The organism is Arthrobacter sp. M71 S08 (genome assembly GCF_059089725.1).
The window spans coordinates 153,107-174,725 of sequence record NZ_JBNHEY010000007.1 but is presented as its reverse complement, the minus strand read 5'-3'; the positions used below and the strand labels follow the sequence as shown (position 1 = coordinate 174,725).

The window sequence follows — 21,619 nt, the reverse complement described above, 5'->3', positions numbered from 1 at the left end:
AGACGTTATCCATTATTTGCCCAGATTGCTAAGGCGACTTCCTAAAGCGCAGGAGTGTTGCGCTTCACAATGCAAGCGTTTACGGCGATGAGGGCCCAAGACATACTCCGGCGCCGAAATGTACGCTAACCTACCCAACGTGAAGGCAATCCGTAGGTTTACTGTCCGTACCGTTCTTCCGCCGAGCATCGCTCCCCTAGGCAGATTGGCCGGCAACCTACGCTGGTCATGGCATCTGCCGACTGCCCGGCTCTTCCATGACATCAATCCGGAAGCCTGGGAAGCAAGCGGCCACGACCCTGTACAGTTCCTCGGTTCCGTGACCAGGGAGCAGCTGCAGCGTATCGCGGCCAACCAGGAGTTGGTGACGCGCATCCAGGATCTCGGCGAGGATCTCGAGAGATATCTCTCGCAACCCCGCTGGTACCAGACACTCGGAGAAGACGCACCGCAGTCAATCGCCTATTTCTCCCCTGAGTACGGCATCAGCGCCGTACTTCCCCAGTACTCCGGCGGCCTCGGCATCCTGGCCGGCGATCACCTCAAGGCGGCATCGGACCTCGGCGTCCCGCTGGTCGGCGTCGGCCTGCTTTACCAGGCCGGTTACTTCAAGCAGTCGCTGTCCCGGGATGCGTGGCAGCAGGAAACGTACCCCGTCCTCGACCCCGACGGGCTTCCGCTCACCCTCCTGCGCGAAGATGACGGAACCGCCGCAACGGTAGTGCTGCCGCTGCCCAACGGCCGTGAGCTTCGCGCCCACATCTGGAGGGCCGACGTCGGACGCGTTCCGCTGCTGCTGCTGGATTCCAATGTTCCGGGCAACGATGAGGCGGCCCGTAACGTCACCGACCGCCTGTACGGTGGCGGCGGTGACCAGCGACTGCAGCAGGAGCTTCTGCTCGGCATGGGCGGCGTGAAGGCACTGCGCATCTTCCAGCGGCTGACCGGGCTCCCCGCCCCCGAGGTGTTCCACACCAATGAGGGACACGCGGGTTTCCTCGGCATCGAGCGCATCCGTGAACTCATGGACTCCTCCGCAGACCAGCCGATGTCCTGGGAGGAAGCCCTCACCGCAGGCCGCGCCTCCACCGTCTTCACCACTCACACGCCCGTTCCTGCAGGTATCGACCGCTTCGAGCGCGCACAGATCCAGCATTTCTTCGACGCCGGCCTGGCGCCGTCCGTTCCCACAGAGCGGGTCCTGGAACTCGGCGCGGAGAATTACGAGGGCGGTGACGCGTCGAAATTCAATATGGCGGTCATGGGACTGCGGCTCGCGCAACGGGCGAACGGCGTCGCAAAGCTGCACGGTGAGGTCTCACGCGAGATGTTCTCCGGACTCTGGCCCGGCTTCGATGCCCGCGAGGTGCCCATCACATCGGTCACGAACGGCGTCCACGTTCCCACCTGGGTGGACCCGCTCATCGCAGACTTCGCCAGGGAAAGTTTCGGAGCGGAGTCGGTTCACGACCCGCAGTGGGCCCGCGTGTATGACGTCGAGGACGCCGACATCTGGCGGCTGCGTCGGATCATGCGGTCGAACCTCATCGACGACGTCCGGTCCCGGCTGAGGTCCTCATGGAAGAAGCGCGGAGCAGCCGACGCCGAGCTGGCGTGGACAGACAACGTCCTGGACCCGGACGTATTGACCATCGGGTTTGCGCGCCGTGTGCCCACCTACAAGCGGCTCACATTGATGCTCCGCGACCCCGACCGGCTCAAGGCGCTTCTGCTCCACCCCACAAATCCCATCCAGCTTGTCATCGCCGGGAAGTCACACCCGGCCGATGAGCAGGGAAAGCGCATGATCCAGGACCTCGTCCGGTTCACCGATGACCCCGAGGTCCGTCACCGCATCGTCTTCCTGCCGAACTATGACATCGCAATGGCTCGCACCCTCTTCCCGGGCTGCGACGTGTGGCTCAACAACCCGCTCAGGCCGCTTGAGGCGTGTGGCACCTCCGGCATGAAGTCGGCCATCAACGGCGGGCTCAACCTGTCCGTCCTGGACGGCTGGTGGGACGAGATGTACGACGGCGACAACGGCTGGGCGATCCCGACCGCCAACAACGGCGCCACAGCCGACGAGCGCGACGATATTGAGGCGGCGGCACTGTACGACCTCATCGAGGAACAGGTGGCCCCCCGCTTCTACAGCACCGAGCGCCCAACCGGAGCCGGAGCGGCCGGTCCGTCAACCTCATCGAGCGACGGCGTCCCCCACCAGTGGGTGGCGATGATCAAGCACACCATGGCCAAGCTTGGACCGGCGGTCTCCGCCGATCGCATGCTGCAGGACTACGTGGGTCAGCTCTACCAGCCCGCGGCCCGCTCCGCACGGCTGGCAGTCCGGGACGGCTACAGCTCCGCCCGGCAGGTGGCGTCATGGCGTTCGAAGATCAAGGACGGTTGGTCTGCTGTGCAGGTTGAGCACGTCGACTCGGTCGGCGTCACGGAGGAGCCGCAGATCGGCGACTCACTCACCGTCAACGCGTATGTCTCGCTGGGGAGCCTGAGTCCGGAGGACGTGACAGTGGAAGTGGTTCACGGCCGCGCGTCCGAGAACGACGACCTGAGCGAGGTAGCGGTGGCCGAGTTGAAGGTCGAGGAGGACCTCGGCCGTGGCCGGTTCCTCTTCAGCGGTGAAATCGTCATCGACCACTCAGGGTCTTTCGGGTACACCGTTCGCGTTCTTCCGCAGCACGAGACCCTCGCATCCAAGGCCGAACTTGGGCTCGTGGTGAACGCCTAAGCGCGGTAGACAGAAATCGAGTTCGACGCCGCGGTGTCTGCTTCTCCTGCACGGAGACGGGCACCGCGGCGTTTTCCATTGGCGACCGCAGTGCTGAACCGCAGTTCGAACATCTGGTCCTGAGTCTGAGGTGCGCCGAATCCCTGGAGGGCCGACGCTGTGGGGAGGACCACGCTGCGGTCCTCCAGGTGGCCGTTGACGACGATCAGTCCATCGATGGCACCGTTCGGGGAGCCAAGCAGCAGCTGGACGGTTCGGCACTCCGGGTCCGACCACTGATCCTGTGACATCGGTTCGCCGTCCGCGTTGAACCACAGCAGGTAGGAGGTCTCCTCCCGCGCAGGGTACCCGGCCGGTTGCTCGCTGAGGAACTCCCGGCGGATCCGCAGCAGTTCACGGGTGGCCGTGAGCATGGTCCGGGCCTCCTCGTTGTGGTTCCACTGCACCCAGGCCAGCTCGTTGTCCTGGCAGTAGGCATTGTTGTTGCCATGCTGGGTGCGCCCGAACTCATCACCGGCAGTGATCATTGGGACACCGAGCGCAAGGAGCTGTGTGGCCATCAGGTTGCGGGCCGTCAGCGAGCGGGCTGCGAGGATCGCTTCCTGCTCGGTCGGGCCTTCCACGCCGTGGTTATAGCTGCGGTTGTCATTGTGGCCGTCACGGTTGGCTTCGCCGTTGTCTTCGTTGTGTTTCCGGTTATATGCCGTGAGATCTGCAAGCGTGAACCCGTCGTGGGCTGTAACGAAGTTGATTGAAGAAACCGCGGTGCGTCCGGAACGTGCGAATACGTCTGCCGACCCGGCCAGGGAGCTCGCGAGCCGTGCCACCGTGCCGGCGCGATGCCCTTCGGCCAACGCCGCCTGGTCGCACAGCCAGAAGTCACGCGCTGTATCCCGGAAGCGGTCATTCCAGTCCGCCCAGCCCTGCGGGAAATTGCCCGTCTGCCAGCCGTTGTAGCCAACATCCCACGGTTCGGCGATGAGCTTTACGCCGCTCAGGACAGCGTCTGCGCCGATCGCGATCAGCAGGGGGTGCCGCGGGGTGAACTGGTGGCTCTCGTCCCGGCACAGCGCGACGGCCAGGTCGAAGCGGAATCCGTCGATCCCGAACTCGTCCACCCAGTACCGAAGGGAATCCAGCGCGAACTGGATGACGCGCGGTTCAGTGAAGTTGACCGTGTTTCCGCACCCGGTGGTGTCAAGGTACCGGCCGTCGTCGTTATGGCGGTAGTACTTCATTTCGCTCAGGCCGCGCCAGCAGAGCGCGGGTCCGCCCTGCGGGCCTTCGGCGGTGTGGTTGTAGACCACGTCGAGAATGACTTCGATCCCCGCATCGTGCAGTTCCCGCACCATGCCCTTCAGCTCATCCTGCACAGCCTTCGGGCCGGCCTCACGGGCGGACTCGGTGGCGTACTCGGGGTGCGGCGCGAAAAACCCCAGGGTGTTGTAGCCCCAATAGTTGCTCAGCCCGAGAGGTGCCAGGTGCGGCTCGTCAATATGAAAATGGACGGGCAGGAGCTCGACGGCGGTGACCCCCAGCTCAGTAAGGTGCCTGATCATCGCCCGGTGGGCAAGTCCGGCGTAGGTACCGCGCAACTCGTCCGGTACGTCCGGATGCAGCTGCGTGAGTCCCTTGACGTGTGCCTCGTAGATGACGGTGTCACGCCAGCGTGTGTCCGGCCGGCGCGACGAACCCCAGTCGAACGCCGGGTCAACAACGACGGAGAAGTAGAGCGGCTTTTCGCCGGACTGCACAGTGTCGATGGCGCGTCCGTAGGGATCCAGAAACAGCTGGCACGTATCGGGCTCACCGGACAGCGGCCGATCCGCAGGCCAAAACGCGTACTGCGACGACTCGTCCATCCCACTTACGAGGCCGTGATGAACGCCGTCCGTGAACTCCGGCAGTACAGCGGAGTTCCATTCGCCGTGGGCGTCCTGGTAGTGAAGGGTTACGGCATCCAGATCGGGTGCGTAGACGGCAACGTTGAAGAGGTCCGGCTGATTGTCGGTACACCGACGGACCCCCAGCGGAAAGGCTTGTGAACGTTGGGCGATCTCGGTGGTAAGGCTCATGGAGGGAGTTCGTTTCCTAACGGGCTTCGGCTGCCCGCTGGCGCGAAATCTCATACAGGCTGATGCCCACAGCCATCGACGCGTTCAGTGATTCCATGGCGGAATCGATGGGGATTGACACAATCTGGTCGCAATTCTCCCGTACCAGCCGGGACAGGCCCTTGCCCTCCGAGCCGACCACCAGGCACACCGGTTCGACGCCGAGGGTGATCTCGGGCAGGGAAATGTCGCCGTCGCCGTCGAGCCCGAGCACAAAGATGCCCAGGTCCTTGAAGGACTTCAGAGTCGAGTTCAGGTTGCCCACACGCGCTACGGGAACGCGCACAGCCGCTCCGGCGCTGGTCTTCCACGCTGACGCGGTGACGCCGACAGAGCGCCGCTCGGGCACAATGACGCCATGGCCGCTGAAGGCTGAAACGGATCGGATGATCGCGCCGAGGTTGCGCGGATCCGTGATGCCGTCCAGGGCCACGAAGAGCGGCGCCTGGGAAATGTGCCCCTTCTTCCACTTGCCTATCGCTTCGCGGGCCAGGTCCAGGCCGTCCGAATACTCGTAGGGCGGGATCTGAAGCATCAGTCCCTGATGGACGGAGCCGTCAGCCAGGCGGTCGAGTTCCGGTTTGCCGGTCTCCATGAGCGGGATACCCCGCTCGGTTGCGAGCTTGAGGGACTCACGGACACGGTCATCCACGTCGATGCGGATGGCAACGTGCAGCGCCTTTGCGGGAATGCCGGCCCGCAGGGCCTCAACGACGGCATTGCGCCCGGTCACATATTCTTCGCCGGACTTGGGCTTGGACCGGCTTGAAGCGGCCTTGCCCGCTAGCCGCTTTGCAGCGGACCGTTCCACCAGTTGCTTGCTCTTGTGCGCCTTGTGATAGGGGCGGTCTTCAGCCTTCGGCGTTGGCCCCTTGCCCTCGAGCGACTTCCGTCCGTGTCCGCCCGTGCCGATGGTGGGACCCTTCTTGGTCTTGCGGATAGCACCAGGACGTCCGTGGGGGTTGGCCATGGGGAAACACCTTTAGATAGAGGACTTGCGTGAGTCCAGTTTACGCGGGCAAACGCCCGGTCCTTCCCCCTGGCGCTTTCCAGAGCCGTCAGTCGCGGGCCAGGCTCCAGCGCGCGCCGTCCGCGGAGTCCTCAACGACGACGCCGGCTCCCGTCAGTGCGTCCCGGATGGCATCCGCGCGGGCCCAGTCCTTGCCGGCCCGGGCAGCCGCGCGCTCAGCCAGCTGGGACCGGATCAATGCGTCGAGCGCAGCGTGTTCCGGGGCTTCCTCGGCACCCTGCGCCGAACCGGTGTCGTCCAGTCCCAGTGCGGCGGTCATGGCGGTCACTGCGGCGGCCGCAGCGGCCGCGCCGTCGCCGTCCTTGTTAGCAAGCGCGGAGTTGCCGGCACGCACCGTCTCGTGGAGCGCAGCGAGCGCCCGGGGGACGTTGAGGTCATCATCCATGGCCTCAACAAAAGCGTCGGGAAGATTCTCCCAGTCCGCAAGGCCGCCGGCGTACCCGGACTTGGCGAGGAACCCGTCAATGCGCTCGACGGCGGCGGCCGCCTCCTGGAGGGACGTAGGCCGATAGTCCAGAACTGACCGATAGTGGGCCTGCCCAAGGTAGTAGCGGACCACCCGGGCACTGGCGAGCTGCAGCATGTCAGCGGGGCTGACCGTGTTGCCCACCGATTTGGACATCTTCTCACCCTCGTAGGTCACCATCCCGTTGTGCATCCAGAACCTGGCGAACGGGTGGCCGGCAGCCTGGGACTGCGCCATTTCGTTCTCGTGGTGAGGAAAGCGCAGATCGAGTCCGCCGCCGTGGATGTCGAATTCGGTACCGAGGTACTTGGTGACCATTGCGGAGCACTCGAGGTGCCACCCGGGCCTGCCGGCACCCCATGGGCTGGGCCAGGCCGCCGTCGTCGGCTCGCCTTCCTTCCATCCCTTCCAGAGCGCGAAATCCCGGGGGTCCCGCTTACGGTTGCTGAACTGCGCCTCGACATCCGGCGCCGCCTGCATGTCATCAACATTCTGGCGGGTCAGGCTTCCATAGGCAGGCCAGGACCGTACGTCGAAATAGACGTCCCCCGAGCCGTCCTCCGCCGGGTAGGCGTGACCGCGCTCGATAAGCTGCCCGATGAGCTGGTGCATCTCGGGGATGTGCCCGGTTGCGCGCGGCTCGTAGGTAGGGCGCTGGACACCGAGTGTGTCGTAAGCCTTGAGGAATTCCTGCTCGTAGCGGTAGGCCAAAGCCCACCACTCCTCGTTGGGCACGACATCCGGATCCTCCGGCGTTTCCTCGAAGGACGCTCTGGACTTGGCAAGGATCTTGTCGTCGATATCCGTGACGTTACGGACGACCGTGACAGTGAAGCCGCGCACCCGGAGCCAACGGGTGAGCTGGTCGAAAGCGATGGCTGAGCGCACATGGCCCACATGCGGCATTCCCTGCACGGTTGCCCCGCAGTAATACACCCGCGCTGCCCCGGGCGTCAGGGGCGTGAACTCACGGACTTCTGCGGTTGCGGTGTCATAGAATCTCAGGCTCACCGACCCAGACTACCCAATCCCGGTTCGTGAACCAGCAGCCGTGACTGGAGGCTTAGACGCGGACGACGACGGCGGTCGCGATCGCAGCGATACCCTCGCCCCGTCCGGTGAAACCCAGTCCATCGCTGGTGGTCGCCGATAGGGTGACCGGAGCACCGACCGCCTCGGACAGCACGGATTCCGCTTCGAGGCGGCGCAGCGTGAACCGCGGACGGTTTCCCACGAGCTGAACGGCGATATTGCCTATCTCGAAACCTGCCGCACGCACGATGCGGGCGGCCTCGGCCAGGAGGGTGACGCCGGAAGCGCCTGCGTATTCCGGTCTGTCGGTGCCGAAGTTGCTGCCAAGATCGCCCGTCCCCGAGGCGGAGAACAGAGCGTCCGCTGCGGCGTGGGCTACGGCGTCGCCGTCGGAATGGCCGGCAAGCCCGCGTTCCTGCGGCCACTCAAGGCCGGCGAGCCAGAGAGTTCTGGGCTGGTCCTCGGGTGCGAAAGCATGAACGTCTATACCGATGCCGGTGCGCGGAAGGTTGGCGGTCACTGCAGCTCCTGTGCGTGCTCGCGTGCCTGAAGAACGAGTGCTTCTGCGAGCATCAGGTCATTGGGTGTGGTCACTTTGAAAGCCAGCGGATCGCCAGGGGCAATTGTCACCGGTATGCCCAGGGCCTCGACCAGCATCGCGTCATCGGTGACGGAGGTGTCATCCTGCGAGGCCCCATGCGCCGCCTGCAGGGTCGCCGCGTCGAAGCCCTGAGGGGTCTGGATTGCGCGCAGCGATGTCCGGTCCGGAGTGGCCGTGACCGTGTTGCCTTCCACCACCTTGATGGTGTCGGACACCGGAATACCAGGTACGACGGCGGCAGCGCCCTGGCGCACCGCCTTCACCACAGCCTGAAAGACGTGCGGCGGGGTTAGGGCCCGGGCGGCATCGTGAACGAGGACGATGTTCACATTGCCTGGGAGAGCGCCCAGCCCGGCGCGTACGGATTCAGGCCGGCTTGCGCCGCCGTCGACGGCGCTGATACTGACGTTCGGGTGAACCCGGGCCTCGACAATTGAACGAAGTGTTGTGTCGCCGCGGGGCACAACAACTCTGACATGGCCAGCCACTGCCGAGGCAAGGACGCCGTCGAGGGCGTGCTCAAGCAACGTACGCCCGGCGCACTGAACGAGGGCCTTGGGCATGCCGCGCCCAAGACGCTCCCCGGCACCTGCGGCGACCACTATTACGCCGACACATGATCGATGTTCAGACACAGCTTCACCCTACGCGAAGCACAGAGCTGAGCATGTGCGTGTAACCGACTGTTGTGAACAAGCCACCAAAAGGAAAAGGACCGCAATGACGCGGTCCTTTTTCTTCCTAGGAAGCCAGTACTTCGTCGAGTACCGTGGCTGCCTTCTCTTCGTCAGTCTTCTCTGCCAGAGCGAGTTCCGAAATCAGGATCTGGCGAGCTTTCGCCAGCATCCGCTTCTCGCCTGCAGACAGACCGCGATCGTGATCGCGACGCCAAAGATCCCGAACCACTTCGGCGACCTTGATGACGTCACCCGATGCGAGCTTCTCCAGGTTGGCCTTGTACCGGCGTGACCAGTTCGTAGGCTCCTCGGTGAATTCAGCCCGGAGTACGTCAAAAACGTGCTCAAGGCCTTCTTTGCCCACAACATCGCGTACCCCGACGAGGTCAACGTTCTCTGCTGGCACTTCTATGGTCAGATCACCCTGCGCCACCTTGAGCTTGAGATACATCTTCTCTTCGCCCTTGATGACACGCATCTTGATCTCTTCGATCTTCGCTGCGCCGTGGTGAGGGTAAACAACTGTTTCGCCGACCTCAAAAACCATGTGGATAATCCCCTTTCCCGCAGATCAGTTTATCACGAAAACGACACGCCGATTACGCGTTTTCGCAGGTCAGCGGGGCGAATGGCGATCAATTAGCTATGATTCCGCTCTTGACGCAGGGCAGATTTGGTGTATGCGGATGCGCTGCGCAGGGCCGACCACCTGCCATAAAGTCCAATAATCGCTGCCATTGCCGATAGGCTGTTCCGTAGCGTTGTCCGTCGGTCCGCGTGACCAGCTACCACAGGAGTAAGTGCCGTGAAGAGTGCCCCGAAGAAACGAGTACAGCTGGCAGTAGCTGCCGGAAGCGCTGTACTGGCTCTCCTTGGAGCAACCGGTTGTTCCGCCACCAGCCTGCAGGCCACCACCCTTGAGTACGCCGCCTCGGACGGAATCGTGGAAAGCGTAGGGCCGGTTCAGCTGCGCAACATCCTCATCATCACCTCCGCTGAGGGAGAGCCGGGCACCATGCTGGGCACCATGTTCAATGAGTCGGACTCCCCCGTCCAGGTCACCATCGACGCGGAGAACGAGAGCTCACAAATCACCATCGAAGCCAACGACAAGTACGTCTTCGAAGACGAGGTGGACGACGACGGAACCCTTCAGGGCATCAGCGAAATCCCCGGTTCCCTGGTTGACCTCGAATTCACGGTTAACTCAGAGAGCGAGACGTTCCGCGTCCCTGTCCTGGACGGAACGCTCGAGGAGTACCGCGAATTTGTCCCCGGTGGTTTCACCCCGGAGCCTTCGCCTGCTACTCAGTCTCCTGAACAAGGCGCTGAACAAGGCCACTAGAACTTCAGCAAAAGGCGCCGGTCATGATGACCGGCGCCTTTTGCGTTTCTACTGCGTTCTTACGCTGATTTACGGTTCGTACTTGTAACCCAGACCCCGCACGGTAACTAGGTGGCGTGGCACCGAAGGGTCGGGTTCGATCTTTCCCCGAAGCCGTTTGACGTGAACGTCGAGGGTCTTGGTATCACCGACGTAGTCAGATCCCCATACCCGGTCAATAAGCTGTCCGCGGGTGAGCACCCTTCCGGAATTGCGCAGCAGCATCTCGAGCAGTTCAAACTCCTTCAGCGGCAACGAAACCTGCGCGCCGTTGACGCTCACCACGTGCCTCTCAACGTCCATGCGCACCGGACCGGCGGCGACGGTACTGGAGATCAGCTCCTCCGGCTCGCCCTGCCTGCGCAGGACCGCCCGGACCCGTGCGACCAGTTCCCGTGAAGAGTAGGGCTTCGTGACGTAATCGTCGGCCCCCAGTTCCAGGCCCACCACCTTGTCGATTTCCGAGTCCTTCGCCGTCAGCATGATGACCGGAACGCTGGAGCGCTGCCGCAACTGGCGGCACACTTCCGTGCCGGACAGTCCCGGGAGCTGAAGGTCGAGCAGCACAAGGTCCGCTCCGGCTCGATCGAACTCAGTCAGCGCATCAAGGCCATTATCGACGACGACGGCGTCAAAGCCCTCCTTGCCCAGCAGATAGGACAGAGGGTCGCTGAAGGACTCCTCGTCCTCAACGATCAGGATGCGGCTCACGCTTTCACTCCTTGATTCTGGGCGCTGTTGCCCTTGTCGCTATGCGCACTCTCGTGCTTCTTGCCTACCGGCGACGCACTTCCGGTGATGCTGGCGGCGGGCCCGGTGCCGGCGTCGTCCTGATTGTCCTCTGTGAGCTCCATCTCGGGCAGGCGCACCGTGAAGGTGCTGCCCTGGCCCGGCTGCGACCACACGGTCACTTCGCCACCGTGGTTCGAGACGACATGCTTGACGATGCTCAGGCCGAGGCCCGTGCCGCCGGTCTGTCGTGAGCGTGCCGCATCGATGCGGTAGAAGCGCTCAAAGATTCGTTCCTGTTCCTCGGGCGTGATGCCAAGGCCCTGGTCTGTGACGGAGATCTGCGCAAGCCCGTCGCGTGAGCGCAGGCCGACGCCCACCCTGGTTCCCTCCGGCGAGTAGCGGATGGCGTTGTCGATGAGGTTGCGAAAGGCAGTCATCAGTAGATCGGGGTCCCCGTACACCGGCGCATCAATCTTGCCGCCGACCACGATGTCGATGTGCTTGCTTTCCGCCGGGAGTTTGTTGCGGTCCACTGCCTCGGCGAGCACGGCATTGATATTGACCGGCTTCCCCCGCCGTACGACGTCCGTCCCCTGCAGCCGGGAAAGTTCGATGATGTCCTGGACCAGGGCCGAGAGACGGCCTGATTCCTTGTGCATCCGCTGGGCGAATCTGCGCACCGCCACCTCGTCCGACGCGGCGTCATCCAGCGCCTCGGCGAGAAGGGAGATGGCTCCGACGGGAGTCTTCAGTTCATGGGACACGTTTGCGACGAAGTCGTTGCGGATCTCTTCGGTGCGGGTGATCTCGGTACGATCATCAGCCAGGATCAGAATGTATTCCTCACCGAGCGCGGCAACGCGGGCTTGCACGATGATGGTGCCCTGCCCCAGGGGACCGCGCGGCAATTCCAGCTGACGCTCCTCGATGACCCCGTCCCGGCGAACCCGCGCGGTGAGTTCGAGGAGTTCTCGATGCACGATCGTGTGGCCCCGAACGAGCCCGAAAGCGTAGGCGGCCGGGCTGGCGCGGACCACGCCGTCGATCGCATCAACGATGACGTAGGCGCGTCCGACCACGGAGAGCACATCGGCCGCCCCTTTGGGGAGCACGGGTTCATCGGAGTCGAGGCGCGCACGGCGCTGCACCTCGCTGGCCCGGAACGCGAGGATGCCAGCCACGCCGATGGCGAGGCCGACCAGCCCGGCAACGAGACTCAGCAGTACAGGATCCACGAATCTAGCTTAGGCCGTGGTTGTGACGCCCCTTGCTGATCCGGTGGCTTTGGACCAGTGGTTCAACTAACGTTCACCTAAAGGCGCGTAACAGTTAAGCGGGAGCTGAAATCGTGCTGGACAGGACTGCGCATTTGCGCCCGTTCAGCACCTCAAAGGGAAAGGACGCCACGTGCGTAAGGTTTTTCAGGCGGAGCTTCACCATATCGGCGAAGAACTCATCGAGATCTCGAAGCTGGTTTCAGAGGCCATGCAGAAGGCCACTACCGCGCTTGAGGGAGCGGACACCGAGCTGGCGCAGGAAGTCATCGCCGCGGATGCACGCATCGACTTCCTTCAGAACGACCTCGACGAGCGTGCCATCGACGTGCTCGCACTCCAAGGGCCGGTTGCCAGTGACTTACGCATGATCGTCGGCGCCCTGCGGATGAGCGCGTCGCTCGAGCGGATGGGCGACCTCGCCCGGCACATCGCCCAGCTCGCGCGTCTTCGCTTCCCGGAGTATGTGATCCCCGAGAGCATCCGGCCCACCTTCAATGAGATGGCGCAGCTGGACATCGCGATCGCGAGCAAGGTCACCCAACTGCTCGAAACCCGCAATCTTGAGCTGAGCAACGAGATCTACGCGCACAACTCGCGGATCAATGAGCTGCACGCAGGAGTCTTCAAGGCTGTTGCCGCCGCGGACTGGATTGCATCCGCACCGACCACCGTGGATGTCACGCTTGCCAGCCGCTACTTCGAGCGTTTTGCTGACCACGGCGTCTCCGTTGCACGGAAGGTCACCTACCTCGTCACCGGGGAATGGCAGCCCAGCGCTCCACTCAACTGACACAACTGAGCCAGCAACGACGGCGGCCCGCCTCCTTTCCCAGGAGGCGGGCCGCCGTCGTTGTATAAATGCGTCGGCTGCTAGTGCTTGGCTTTGCCCTGGTTGGCGACCGCTTGGATGGCGGCCGCAGCGGCGTCGGCGTCGAGATACGTACCACCGGCCTTGATGGGCTTGAGGTCCTCGTCCAGTTCGTACACGAGCGGGATACCGGTGGGGATGTTCAGTGAGGCGATGTCCGCGTCGCTAATGCCGTCAAGGTGCTTGACCAGTGCGCGGAGGGAGTTACCGTGCGCCGCGATGAGCACCGTCTTGCCGGACTTGATGTCCACGCTGATATCGGATTCCCAGTACGGCAGGAACCGGTCAAGGACGTCCTTGAGGCACTCGGTACGCGGCACGTTGTCGCCGAGGTCCGCGTAGCGCGGATCATTGGCCTGGGAATACTCGCTGGAATCATCGAGGGGGGGCGGGGGCGTGTCATACGAGCGGCGCCACTCCATGAACTGTTCCTCGCCGAACTCGGCAAGCGTCTGCGCCTTGTCCTTGCCCTGCAGCGCACCGTAGTGCCGCTCGTTGAGGCGCCAGTCGCGCTTGACATCGATCCAGCTCCGATCAGCCGCTTCCAGCGCAAGGTTCGCGGTGATGATGGCACGCTTCTGCCGTGAGGTGTAGACGATGTCCGGCAGGATGTCATGCTCCACCAGCAGCTCGCCGCCGCGTACGGCTTCCTTGCGGCCCAGTTCCGTTAGCGCCACGTCCACCCAGCCTGTGAAAAGGTTCTTTTCATTCCACTCGCTCTGGCCATGGCGCAGCAGGATCACTTTGTAAGAAGTCATGGCCCAAGTCTGCCGTATTTGGCCATGAGCGGCATCCGATCGGCTCCGGATGGCGGTTTCATTACCCGTAACCTTGTACGGTGCCATTACGAAAGCCCGGTAAGCCGGTGGGAGCCATCACGCGGGGGACCACCAATCCGAACCGGTTGCGGCGCATGGACCGGTGGCTTGCCGGTCCACAGGCATGGCGTATCCGGGGAGCCGACGACCCGCTCGTGGTGGACCTTGGTTACGGCGCGACGCCGGTCACCGCCGTCGAGCTCTCCACTCGCCTGGGTGCAGTGCGTAACGACGTTGAGGTTGTGGGCATAGAGATCGACCCCGAGCGCGTCCGCGCGGCCCGTGCGCTTGAACGGCCGGGCCTGAGTTTTGTACAGGGCGGCTTCGAGTTGCCGCTCAACGGGCGGCGTCCGGTCGTAGTGCGCGCATTCAATGTGCTGCGCCAGTACGGTGAGGACGAGTACCTGGCGCACTGGGACCGTGTGCGCGGCGGGCTGTCGAAGAACGGGCTGTTCATTGACGGGACCTGTGACGAGATCGGACGGCGCTCCACCTGGGCGGCGGTCACCGTGGCGGGGCCGCTGTCGCTGAGTATCTCGCTGCGCTTTGGAGGGTTTGAGTTGCCCTCGGATGTGGCTGAACGGTTGCCGAAGGCGCTGATCCACCGCAATGTTCCCGGTGAACGGGTGTTCGATTACCTGCAGGCGCTCGATCGGGCCTGGTTCGACGCGGCGCCGCTCGGCTCCTTTGGTCACCGGCAGCGCTGGATGCGCATGTGTTCTTCAATGGCCAATGCGGGGTGGCCGCTTCTCGACGGCCCATCCCGGTGGCGTCTCGGCGAAATCACCGTCGCCTGGGAGGCCGTTTCTCCCCTGTGATTTGCCAGGCCCTGTGATTTACCAGGACCCGTAAGGTCCGCTGCCCTGAACTTCGCTGACCGCGGGCTTCACGTCGGCGAGGTAGACGCAGGCCGCGATGACGGCGGCGAGCTGCAGCAGGCCGAACAATCCGGCGGCACCCGCCCAGGCGGTGAGTGCGCCGATACCTGCAGCCCCGGCGGTCATGCCCAGCCAGAAACCCTTCGTGCGCTTGAACGTTGCTTCGAAGGACGAGGGCTTGCGCTGCACGCAGTCAGCCAGCGCCCACAGTTCAATACCGAGCGCGAGAAAAGCGAGGCCCTTGAACAGCCAGAACTCGGTCCACAGCACAATTTCCACGAAATCAGCCTAACCGTTATCCGGCGCGGATGAGAGTGCCGCTTCGAGATCAGTCCAACCGTTATCGGGCGTGGATGAGAGTGCCGTTTCGAGATCAGCCCAGAGATCCTCAACGTTTTCAATGCCCACGGACAGGCGAACCAGCGCCTCCGGGACCGTCTTGGGCTCGCCGGGCTGGCGCCGTCGTCGTTCGATCAGGGACTCGACGCCGCCCAGGGAAGTGGCCGGAAGCCACAGGCGGACGGCTGCAACGAGGGCATCGGCGGCTTCCCGCCCGCCGGTCGGCTCGATGCTGATGATGCCGCCGTAGCCCTTGAGCTGTGCGGTGGCGCGCTCGTGGCCCGGGTCTGCAGGTAATCCCGGATACCGGACGCGGGCGATGGACGGGTGAGCCTCAAGTCGCCGCGCAAGCTCCAGCGCGTTGGCCTGGCTTCGTTCCATCCTCAACGCAAGGGTGCGCAGTCCGCGAAGCGCGAGCCATACTTCGAACGGCCCGGCGATCGCGCCGTGCAGTGTTCGGTAGGAGGTCAACTGGTCGCGCAGTTCGGCGTTGGAGGTGACCAGCGCGCCGAGGACGACGTCGGAATGACCGGCCAGATACTTGGTGACGGAGTGCAGGACGACGTCGGCGCCGTAGTCCAGCGGCCGACACACCAGCGGTGTGTTGAAGGTGTTATCGACGACGACGACGGCGTGAGCTGCATGGGCAGCGTCCGTGAGGACCGCTGTGTCGGCAACTTCAAGCATGGGGTTGGTGGGGCTTTCCAGCCAGAGCATGTCGGCGCCGTCGAGCTGTTCCAGAACCTGGTCAGTGTCGGCGATGTCCACCTGCCTGACCGTCAGGCGGCCGCGGGCCTCCTCTGCGAGCGCCAGCGACACCGAGCCACCGTATGCGTGGCGCGGTATGACCACCACTCCCCCGGTCGGTACCAGCGACAGTGCCGCGGCGGCAGCTCCGAGTCCTGAGGCAAAAGCGAGCGCCGGCAGCGCGGCACCCTCAAGTTGGGCGAGCGCCTCCTCGAAGGGATCCCAGGTGGGGTTCGACATACGCGCATAGATGCGGTCGCTTCCGGTGGGCGGTGCGGTCTCGTGGAAGGTGGATGACAGCACAATCGGCGCGTTGACCGGTGAATCGTGCTCGCGGGACGGGCGGCCTGCGGCCACAGTGAGCGTATCCGGGGCAAGGTGCGCGTGCTGGGTCATTCAATCAGGTTAGTTGGTCCGGGTGGAGGTCTTTCGCATCGAGCGGGCAGTTATTACAGAGTCTTGAGCGAGAATCAGCTCCTGAATGCCCGCTCGACGCGGGTGGTCCACAGGCATGACCTTGGGGGAACGGGTATGCACCTCAAGTCGGTAGGCTGATTCAGTGACATCTCAGAGCCCCCGCCGCACCGCTGGCATGTTCATTGCCTTCGAAGGTGGAGACAGCGCCGGCAAATCCACGCAGGCTGTCCGGCTCGCTGAAGCGCTTGAGGCCGACGGCCATACAGTGGTCCGCACCCGCGAACCCGGCGGAACCGAGATCGGTGAGAAGCTGCGCTCCCTCGTCCTTGAACACGGGCACGGCCACATCGACGCCCGCACGGAGGCCCTGATCTTTGCCGCAGCCCGGGCTGCCCACGTACACCAGGTGATTCTCCCAGCGCTTGAGCGCGGCGACGTCGTGATCTGTGACCGCTACATCGACTCCTCCGTGGCCTACCAGGGCGTGGGCAGGGGTCTGGGTACGGACAGCGTGCTGGACATCAACATCTGGGCCGTCGAGGGACTGCGCCCCGATCTCACCGTGCTGCTGGACGTTGACCATGTGGAAGGGCGTGGACGCCGAACCTCGACTGCCGCGCCGGAAGACCGCATGGAATCGGAACCCGATTCCTTCCATGAGCAGATTCGGGCCGCTTTCCGTGAGCAGGCGTCGTCGAACCCCGAGCAATACCTCGTGCTGAACGCCTCCAACCCGCGCGATGAGCTGGCACAAACTATCGCGAGCACTGTCCGGGAACGCCTCGCATGAGCGTCTGGACGTTCCTGACCGGCCAGGCGGCAGCCGTGGAACAGCTGCGCCGCGCGGCAGCAGCTGAGCAGCCCAGCCACGCCTGGTTGTTCACCGGGCCTCCCGGCTCGGGCCGCTCGAACGCCGCGCGCGCCTTCGCCGCCGCACTACTCTGCGATCGCCACCTGCTGGAGGAGCGCGGTTGCGGTGAGTGCAAGGCGTGCAGGACGGCGTTGGCGGGCTCGCATGCGGACATCACCAATGTGACCACTGAGAAGGTCACGATCAGCATCGATGAGGCCCGCGAGCTGGTGCGAAAGGCACAGGACAAGCCGTCCACCGGCCGCTGGCGCGTCATCATTGTCGAAGACGCCGACCGTATGCAGGAACGCAGCACCAACGTTCTCCTGAAAGCGATCGAGGAACCTCCTCCGCGCACCATCTGGCTGCTCTGCGCACCGAGTCCCGGCGATGTGCTGGTGACCATCCGGTCCCGGTGCCGCTCCGTCAGTCTCCGCGTTCCGCCGGTCGAGGCGGTGACGGACCTGCTGGTGCAGCGGGACGGAATCGACCCGATCATCGCCGAAGCGGCCGCCCGTGCCGCCCAGAGCCACATCGGTGTCGCAAAACGTCTCGCCACCGACGCGGACGCCCGCGAACGGCGTAACCAGATCGTGCGGCTGCCGCTGAACCTGCGCAACATAGCCGGCGCCATGAAAGCCGCCGCGGATCTGGTGAAGCTCGCCGAAGCCGAAGCGCAGAGTTCCTTCGAGCAGCGGGACGCAGAGGAGAAGGCCGCTCTGCTGACCTCCCTCGGCGCCCCTGAATCCGGAACCCTGCCCCCGGCCATCCGTGCACAGGTCAAGCGGCTGGAGGAAGACCAGAACCGGCGGGCCAAACGTTCGAAGAACGACTATTTCGACCGGGCGCTCACTGACCTCACCTCGTTCTACCGCGACGTTCTCATGCTTCAGCTCGGCACGGGCGGTTACCTGGTGAACGAGCCGTTGCGGCCTGAACTCGAGCGCTATGCGCAGCACGGAACGCCGGAACAGACTCTCGGCCGGATCGAGGCCATCAACAAAGTGCGAACCCGAATCGTTGGAACGAATATCGCCCCGCTGCTGGCCATCGAAGCGATGGCTGTCAGCCTCCTGCCAGAGAAGGACCCATCTGCGTGACACACTCCCAACCCGCGCGCCGCTCACCCCTGCGCGCGCTGGCAGGTGCTGCCGCCGTCGTCGTCGGTCTGGTGCTTTCAGGCTGCACTGCTGGTCCGGAGACCGGCGCGGTGACCGCGCCCCCTGAAGTGATCGGGGATGTCCCGGAGAATCTTCAGGAGTTCTACTCCCAGGAGGTGAGCTGGGCTGAATGCGAGGACGAACTGGCCTGCGCCACCGTGAAGGTGCCCCTGGACTACAGCGATCCCGGCCGGGCATCCATTGACATCGCCGCGATTAGACTCGATGCCTCCGGTGACGCACAGGGCTCACTGCTGGTGAACCCCGGCGGTCCCGGCGGTTCCGGTTACAACCTGATTCGTGACTCGGCGGACTTCATTCTCAGCGACCGCTTGCGCCAGTCGTACGACGTGGTGGGTTTCGATCCGCGCGGGGTCAACCGGTCCTCCGCCGTGGAATGCCTGACGGACGAGGAACGCGACGAAGCGCGCACTGAGACGATTCCTCCGGAGGCCACCGACGCGGAGGCGCTGGAGATACTCGAGGCGGACTCGGCGGAGTACGCGGACCTGTGCGCGGAGCGAACCGGTGAACTGCTGGGTTACGTCGACACGGTCAGCGCCGCGAAAGACATGGACATCCTGCGCGCGGTGGTGGGTGACGCGCAGCTGAACTACCTGGGCTTTTCCTACGGGACCCAGCTGGGCGCGGCGTACGCCGGGCTGTTCCCTGACAATGTGGGGCGCTTTGTGCTCGACGGTGCCGTGGATCCCTCATTGAGTTCTGCCGAGATCACGGCGGGCCAGGTTGCCGCGTTCGACGAGGCGCTGCGGAATTACGTCGCCGATTGCCAGTCGAAGAGTGACTGTCCGCTTCCCGGTGACGTTGAGGAGGGCGTGGCGGTCATCGATGGCCTCTTCGAATCGGTTGAGGAGAGCCCGATGACCGCAGCCGACGGCCGGACGGTCACGATCGGAACCTTCTTCCAGGGCTTTGTGCTTCCGATGTACGACAGCGCGAGCTGGCCGGCTCTCACAGCGGCGATCGACAAGGCGCTGCAGGGCGATCCCACTGAATTCCTCCGGTTTGCCGACCTCAGCGCGGAGCGCCAACCCAACGGCGAATACCTCACCAACGCGTCGGCCGTGTTCACAGCGGTAACGTGCCTCGACTATCCTCTGTCAGCAGACCCGGAGGTGATGGAGGAAGAGGCGAAGGCGCTCGAGGCATCGTCGGCTGTGTTCGGTGAGTACCTCAGCTACGGCGCCCTCGCCTGCAAGGACTGGGCACACAAGCCGGTGCTCGAGCCCTCTCCCGCCAGTGCACCTGGTGCGCCACCCATGATCGTCATCGGAACCACCGGTGATCCCGCGACGCCATACGAGTGGTCGCTGGCCCTCGCCGACCAGCTGGAATCCGCCGTCCACGTGACATGGGAAGGGCAGGGTCATACAGCCTACGGTCGTGCCGGTGAGTGCATCGAATCGATCGTCGATGACTTCCTAATCAACGGCACCGTGCCCGACGACGGCGTCCGCTGCTGATTTTGACCAGTGAGCGCATGCTCTTATAGAGTTATTGCTTGTGGAATGAGCCTTTGAGTTTTCGAAGACTTTCCGCCACCAGCCTCCTTAGCTCAGTCGGTAGAGCGTCTCACTCGTAATGAGAAGGTCGCCAGTTCGACTCTGGCAGGAGGCTCTTTTTGTGCCCTGGCTTCTGTGGCTACCGAATACTGTCGCCTACCGTCGTCGAGCCAGCTTCCTCGCGACGAGAACGGCGGCGCCGCCCGCCGCTACCCACGGACCGCCCACGATCAACGGGTCTATCCACTGGTGATTGATGTCCGACCGTTTCACTCCGAAGCGCGACGCGATGCCGTGCCGGCGCTTCTCCGACAGGATGCCCGTCTGGGTTACGGGGTTGTCCGGCCGTGCTGAGGCGAAGGAGCGAAGATGGCTCTCCCACGCATCAACGCGGTCGCCGAGGATCAGGAGCAGCCAGTGAGCAGCACGCCCCTCGCTGTAGGACGCATACGCGTGGCGCCGAATCATCCCCGAGAGGCCCTTGAGTGGGACGGACGTGCCGAAGACCGGCGGAACAATCTCGTGTTCTATCGAGCGCTCGCGGTCATCCCTGCCTGGTTGCTCTTCGGGGAAGTCCCAGTGGGCGCCGGTGAAGAACGGGTCCAGCCGCTCCTTAGGGTAGGACGGCCGGTCCGCCGGGTCCAGATCTGCGCCCCATCCGGGAATGCGCGCCCTCAGTTCCTCGCGGGTCTCATTGTCCTTGGGCTTGTTGGCGACGTAAGGCGTTGAGTGCACGGAACTCTCCTAGCTTGCGTTCGGAACGATCAGCGGCTTGATGCAGTTATCCAGCTTGGCCGAGAAGATGTGATATCCCTCTGCGATGTGCTCGAGCGGTATGCGGTGGGTGACGATGTCGTTCGGCTTCAGATAGCCGTTACGAATGTGCTCCAAAAGCCTCGGCCACTGCCGTTTGACCGGGCATTGGTTCATCCGCAGCGTGAGCCCCTTGTTGACTGCGTCACCGAACTTCACCGCGCTGAAGACGGGCCCGTAGGCGCCGACGACGGAGACGTTGCCGCCCTTGCGTGCAGAATCGATGGCCCAGTTGAGCGCGATGGGTGAGCCGCCCTGAAGCTTGAACTTTGCTGCGCTCACGTGCTGAAGGAAGTTGCCGTCCGCCTCGGCCCCAACGGCGTCAATGACAACATCGGCGCCCAGATAGTCGGTGGTCTTCTTCATTTCGACCACAATGTCGTCGTATTCGGTGTAGTTGAACGTCTCGGCGTGCGCGAACGTCCGCGCCTTTTCCAGGCGGTACTCCAGTTGATCGATGACGATCACCCTGCCCGCTCCCATCAGCCACGCGGACTTCGCCGCGTAGAGCCCCACCGGTCCCGCACCGAAGACGACGACGGTGTCCCCCTCCACGATGTCGCCCAGCTGCGCGCCGAAATAGCCGGTGGCGAGGGCGTCGGTCATGAGGAGGGCGTCCTCGTCATCCAGCCACTCCGGAATGAGCGAGGGCCCGACATCAGCGAAGGGGACGCGCACGTATTCGGCCTGACCGCCGTCGTACCCGCCGCTGGTGTGCGAGTAGCCGTAGATGCCTCCCACCGCCGTCGCGTTGGGATTGACGTTGTGGCAGTTGGAGAAGAGACCACGGGCGCAGAAGTAGCAGGATCCGCAGTAGACATTGAACGGAACCATCACCCGGTCCCCCGGACTGAGGCTCTGCACAGAGCCGCCGACCTTCTCAACTACACCGATGAACTCGTGCCCGAACGTTGTTCCAACACGAGTGTCCGGAATCATGCCGTGGTAGAGATGCAGGTCCGAACCGCAGATCGCGGCTCTGGTAACCCGAATGATGGCATCATTCGGGTGCTCGATTGCAGGGATGTCTTTTTCTTCCACGCGGATCTTGTAAGGACCGCGGTACACCATTGCTCGCATAGTCGCCTCACTGTGGGCTGCTCATCGGAATAGTAAGCATACTGTCGATCGAGCCCGGCCG

General features: G+C 63.9%; 20 protein-coding genes and 1 tRNA gene. 8 read left to right on the top strand and 13 right to left on the bottom strand.

Translation table 11 applies throughout. The annotated features are described in order from the left end of the window. Positions 1-139: 139 nt before the first annotated feature. Entirely contained in the window at positions 140-2,752 is a 2,613-nt protein-coding gene (glgP, locus tag AC5RTB_RS14235) for an alpha-glucan family phosphorylase (protein ID WP_494061708.1), read from the top strand. On the opposite strand, the gene glgX is transcribed toward glgP, so the two are convergent. From glgX to AC5RTB_RS14205, 6 genes are all read right to left on the bottom strand, one after another. Continuing rightward, the gene (gene glgX, locus AC5RTB_RS14230) at positions 2,749-4,827 is read right to left on the bottom strand and encodes a glycogen debranching protein GlgX (RefSeq protein WP_494061707.1); all 2,079 of its coding nucleotides are present in this window, start codon (positions 4,825-4,827) and stop codon (positions 2,749-2,751) included. The two genes, glgP and glgX, sit on opposite strands and share 4 nt — an antisense overlap. 16 nt (positions 4,828-4,843) lie before the next feature. After that, positions 4,844-5,836: a 23S rRNA (guanosine(2251)-2'-O)-methyltransferase RlmB gene (gene rlmB, locus AC5RTB_RS14225; protein WP_494061706.1), complete on the bottom strand. Its 993-nt coding sequence runs from the start codon at positions 5,834-5,836 to the stop codon at positions 4,844-4,846. 88 nt (positions 5,837-5,924) lie between these two features. After that, the gene (gene cysS, locus AC5RTB_RS14220; protein ID WP_494061705.1) at positions 5,925-7,373 is read right to left on the bottom strand and encodes a cysteine--tRNA ligase; all 1,449 of its coding nucleotides are present in this window, start codon (positions 7,371-7,373) and stop codon (positions 5,925-5,927) included. Positions 7,374-7,425: 52 nt separating this feature from the next. Then, complete coding sequence (ispF, locus tag AC5RTB_RS14215) at positions 7,426-7,914, bottom strand: 2-C-methyl-D-erythritol 2,4-cyclodiphosphate synthase (RefSeq protein ID WP_494061704.1); 489 nt, start codon at positions 7,912-7,914, stop codon at positions 7,426-7,428. Then, a complete protein-coding gene (gene ispD, locus AC5RTB_RS14210; RefSeq protein ID WP_494061703.1) occupies positions 7,911-8,630 on the bottom strand; it encodes a 2-C-methyl-D-erythritol 4-phosphate cytidylyltransferase in 720 nt (239 codons plus the stop codon). The genes ispF and ispD overlap by 4 nt, the downstream gene beginning before the upstream one ends. 106 nt (positions 8,631-8,736) lie before the next feature. Then, the gene (locus tag AC5RTB_RS14205) at positions 8,737-9,219 is read right to left on the bottom strand and encodes a CarD family transcriptional regulator (protein ID WP_056546372.1); all 483 of its coding nucleotides are present in this window, start codon (positions 9,217-9,219) and stop codon (positions 8,737-8,739) included. 258 nt (positions 9,220-9,477) lie between these two features. Here AC5RTB_RS14205 and AC5RTB_RS14200 point away from each other — a divergent pair, with 258 nt between their 5' ends. Further along, entirely contained in the window at positions 9,478-10,017 is a 540-nt protein-coding gene (locus AC5RTB_RS14200; protein WP_494061702.1) for a hypothetical protein, read from the top strand. 69 nt (positions 10,018-10,086) lie between these two features. On the opposite strand, the gene AC5RTB_RS14195 is transcribed toward AC5RTB_RS14200, so the two are convergent. Both AC5RTB_RS14195 and AC5RTB_RS14190 read right to left on the bottom strand, forming a co-directional pair. Next, a complete protein-coding gene (locus AC5RTB_RS14195) occupies positions 10,087-10,767 on the bottom strand; it encodes a response regulator (RefSeq protein WP_494061701.1) in 681 nt (226 codons plus the stop codon). After that, entirely contained in the window at positions 10,764-12,023 is a 1,260-nt protein-coding gene (locus AC5RTB_RS14190) for a sensor histidine kinase (RefSeq protein WP_494061700.1), read from the bottom strand. Before AC5RTB_RS14190 ends, AC5RTB_RS14195 begins: the two co-directional genes overlap by 4 nt. Positions 12,024-12,195: 172 nt before the next feature. Here AC5RTB_RS14190 and phoU point away from each other — a divergent pair, with 172 nt between their 5' ends. Then, positions 12,196-12,855: a phosphate signaling complex protein PhoU gene (gene phoU, locus AC5RTB_RS14185; RefSeq protein ID WP_494061699.1), complete on the top strand. Its 660-nt coding sequence runs from the start codon at positions 12,196-12,198 to the stop codon at positions 12,853-12,855. 80 nt (positions 12,856-12,935) lie between these two features. Here the strand turns inward: phoU and AC5RTB_RS14180 are convergent, their stop codons facing one another. Next, a complete protein-coding gene (locus tag AC5RTB_RS14180; RefSeq protein WP_494061698.1) occupies positions 12,936-13,691 on the bottom strand; it encodes a phosphoglyceromutase in 756 nt (251 codons plus the stop codon). Between the two features lie 80 nt (positions 13,692-13,771). On the opposite strand from AC5RTB_RS14180, the gene AC5RTB_RS14175 reads away from it, so the two are divergent. Beyond that, positions 13,772-14,569 carry a class I SAM-dependent methyltransferase gene (locus AC5RTB_RS14175; RefSeq protein WP_494061697.1) on the top strand — a complete coding sequence of 266 codons (798 nt, stop codon included), beginning with the start codon at positions 13,772-13,774 and terminating at the stop codon, positions 14,567-14,569. Between the two features lie 18 nt (positions 14,570-14,587). Here AC5RTB_RS14175 and AC5RTB_RS14170 read toward each other — a convergent pair whose 3' ends face one another. Together AC5RTB_RS14170 and AC5RTB_RS14165 are read right to left on the bottom strand one after the other, a co-directional pair. Further along, entirely contained in the window at positions 14,588-14,908 is a 321-nt protein-coding gene (locus AC5RTB_RS14170) for a DUF2516 family protein (protein WP_494061696.1), read from the bottom strand. Between the two features lie 9 nt (positions 14,909-14,917). Continuing rightward, the gene (locus AC5RTB_RS14165; RefSeq protein WP_494061695.1) at positions 14,918-16,111 is read right to left on the bottom strand and encodes a trans-sulfuration enzyme family protein; all 1,194 of its coding nucleotides are present in this window, start codon (positions 16,109-16,111) and stop codon (positions 14,918-14,920) included. 163 nt (positions 16,112-16,274) lie between these two features. Here AC5RTB_RS14165 and tmk point away from each other — a divergent pair, with 163 nt between their 5' ends. The 4 genes from tmk to AC5RTB_RS14145 all read left to right on the top strand — a co-directional run bounded on the left by tmk (position 16,275) and on the right by AC5RTB_RS14145 (position 19,780). Further along, positions 16,275-16,922: a dTMP kinase gene (gene tmk / locus AC5RTB_RS14160; RefSeq protein ID WP_494061694.1), complete on the top strand. Its 648-nt coding sequence runs from the start codon at positions 16,275-16,277 to the stop codon at positions 16,920-16,922. Continuing rightward, positions 16,919-18,082, top strand: a complete 1,164-nt coding sequence (locus AC5RTB_RS14155) for a DNA polymerase III subunit delta' (protein WP_494061693.1) — start codon at positions 16,919-16,921, stop codon at positions 18,080-18,082. Before tmk ends, AC5RTB_RS14155 begins: the two co-directional genes overlap by 4 nt. Then, positions 18,079-19,626, top strand: coding sequence for an alpha/beta hydrolase (locus tag AC5RTB_RS14150; protein ID WP_494061692.1), 1,548 nt, complete (start codon positions 18,079-18,081; stop codon positions 19,624-19,626). The genes AC5RTB_RS14155 and AC5RTB_RS14150 overlap by 4 nt, the downstream gene beginning before the upstream one ends. Positions 19,627-19,707: 81 nt before the next feature. Continuing rightward, positions 19,708-19,780, top strand: a tRNA-Thr gene (locus AC5RTB_RS14145). A 41-nt stretch (positions 19,781-19,821) separates the two neighbouring features. On the opposite strand, the gene AC5RTB_RS14140 is transcribed toward AC5RTB_RS14145, so the two are convergent. Together AC5RTB_RS14140 and AC5RTB_RS14135 are read right to left on the bottom strand one after the other, a co-directional pair. After that, positions 19,822-20,400 carry a hypothetical protein gene (locus AC5RTB_RS14140; protein WP_494061691.1) on the bottom strand — a complete coding sequence of 193 codons (579 nt, stop codon included), beginning with the start codon at positions 20,398-20,400 and terminating at the stop codon, positions 19,822-19,824. Between the two features lie 9 nt (positions 20,401-20,409). Continuing rightward, positions 20,410-21,558 (bottom strand): zinc-dependent alcohol dehydrogenase, encoded by a 1,149-nt coding sequence (locus tag AC5RTB_RS14135; RefSeq protein ID WP_494061690.1) that lies wholly within the window; start codon positions 21,556-21,558, stop codon positions 20,410-20,412. Positions 21,559-21,619 lie beyond the last annotated feature (61 nt).

Bases quoted from the DNA above. Each gene is read 5' to 3' on its own strand.
- AC5RTB_RS14135 (WP_494061690.1), bottom strand. From the start codon at position 21,558: ATGCGAGCAATGGTGTACCGCGGTCCTTACAAGATCCGCGTGGAAGAA.
- glgX (WP_494061707.1), bottom strand. From the start codon at position 4,827: ATGAGCCTTACCACCGAGATCGCCCAACGTTCACAAGCCTTTCCGCTG.
- AC5RTB_RS14155 (WP_494061693.1), top strand. From the start codon at position 16,919: ATGAGCGTCTGGACGTTCCTGACCGGCCAGGCGGCAGCCGTGGAACAG.
- AC5RTB_RS14180 (WP_494061698.1), bottom strand. From the start codon at position 13,691: ATGACTTCTTACAAAGTGATCCTGCTGCGCCATGGCCAGAGCGAGTGG.
- AC5RTB_RS14165 (WP_494061695.1), bottom strand. From the start codon at position 16,111: ATGACCCAGCACGCGCACCTTGCCCCGGATACGCTCACTGTGGCCGCA.
- rlmB (WP_494061706.1), bottom strand. From the start codon at position 5,836: ATGGCCAACCCCCACGGACGTCCTGGTGCTATCCGCAAGACCAAGAAG.
- AC5RTB_RS14205 (WP_056546372.1), bottom strand. From the start codon at position 9,219: ATGGTTTTTGAGGTCGGCGAAACAGTTGTTTACCCTCACCACGGCGCA.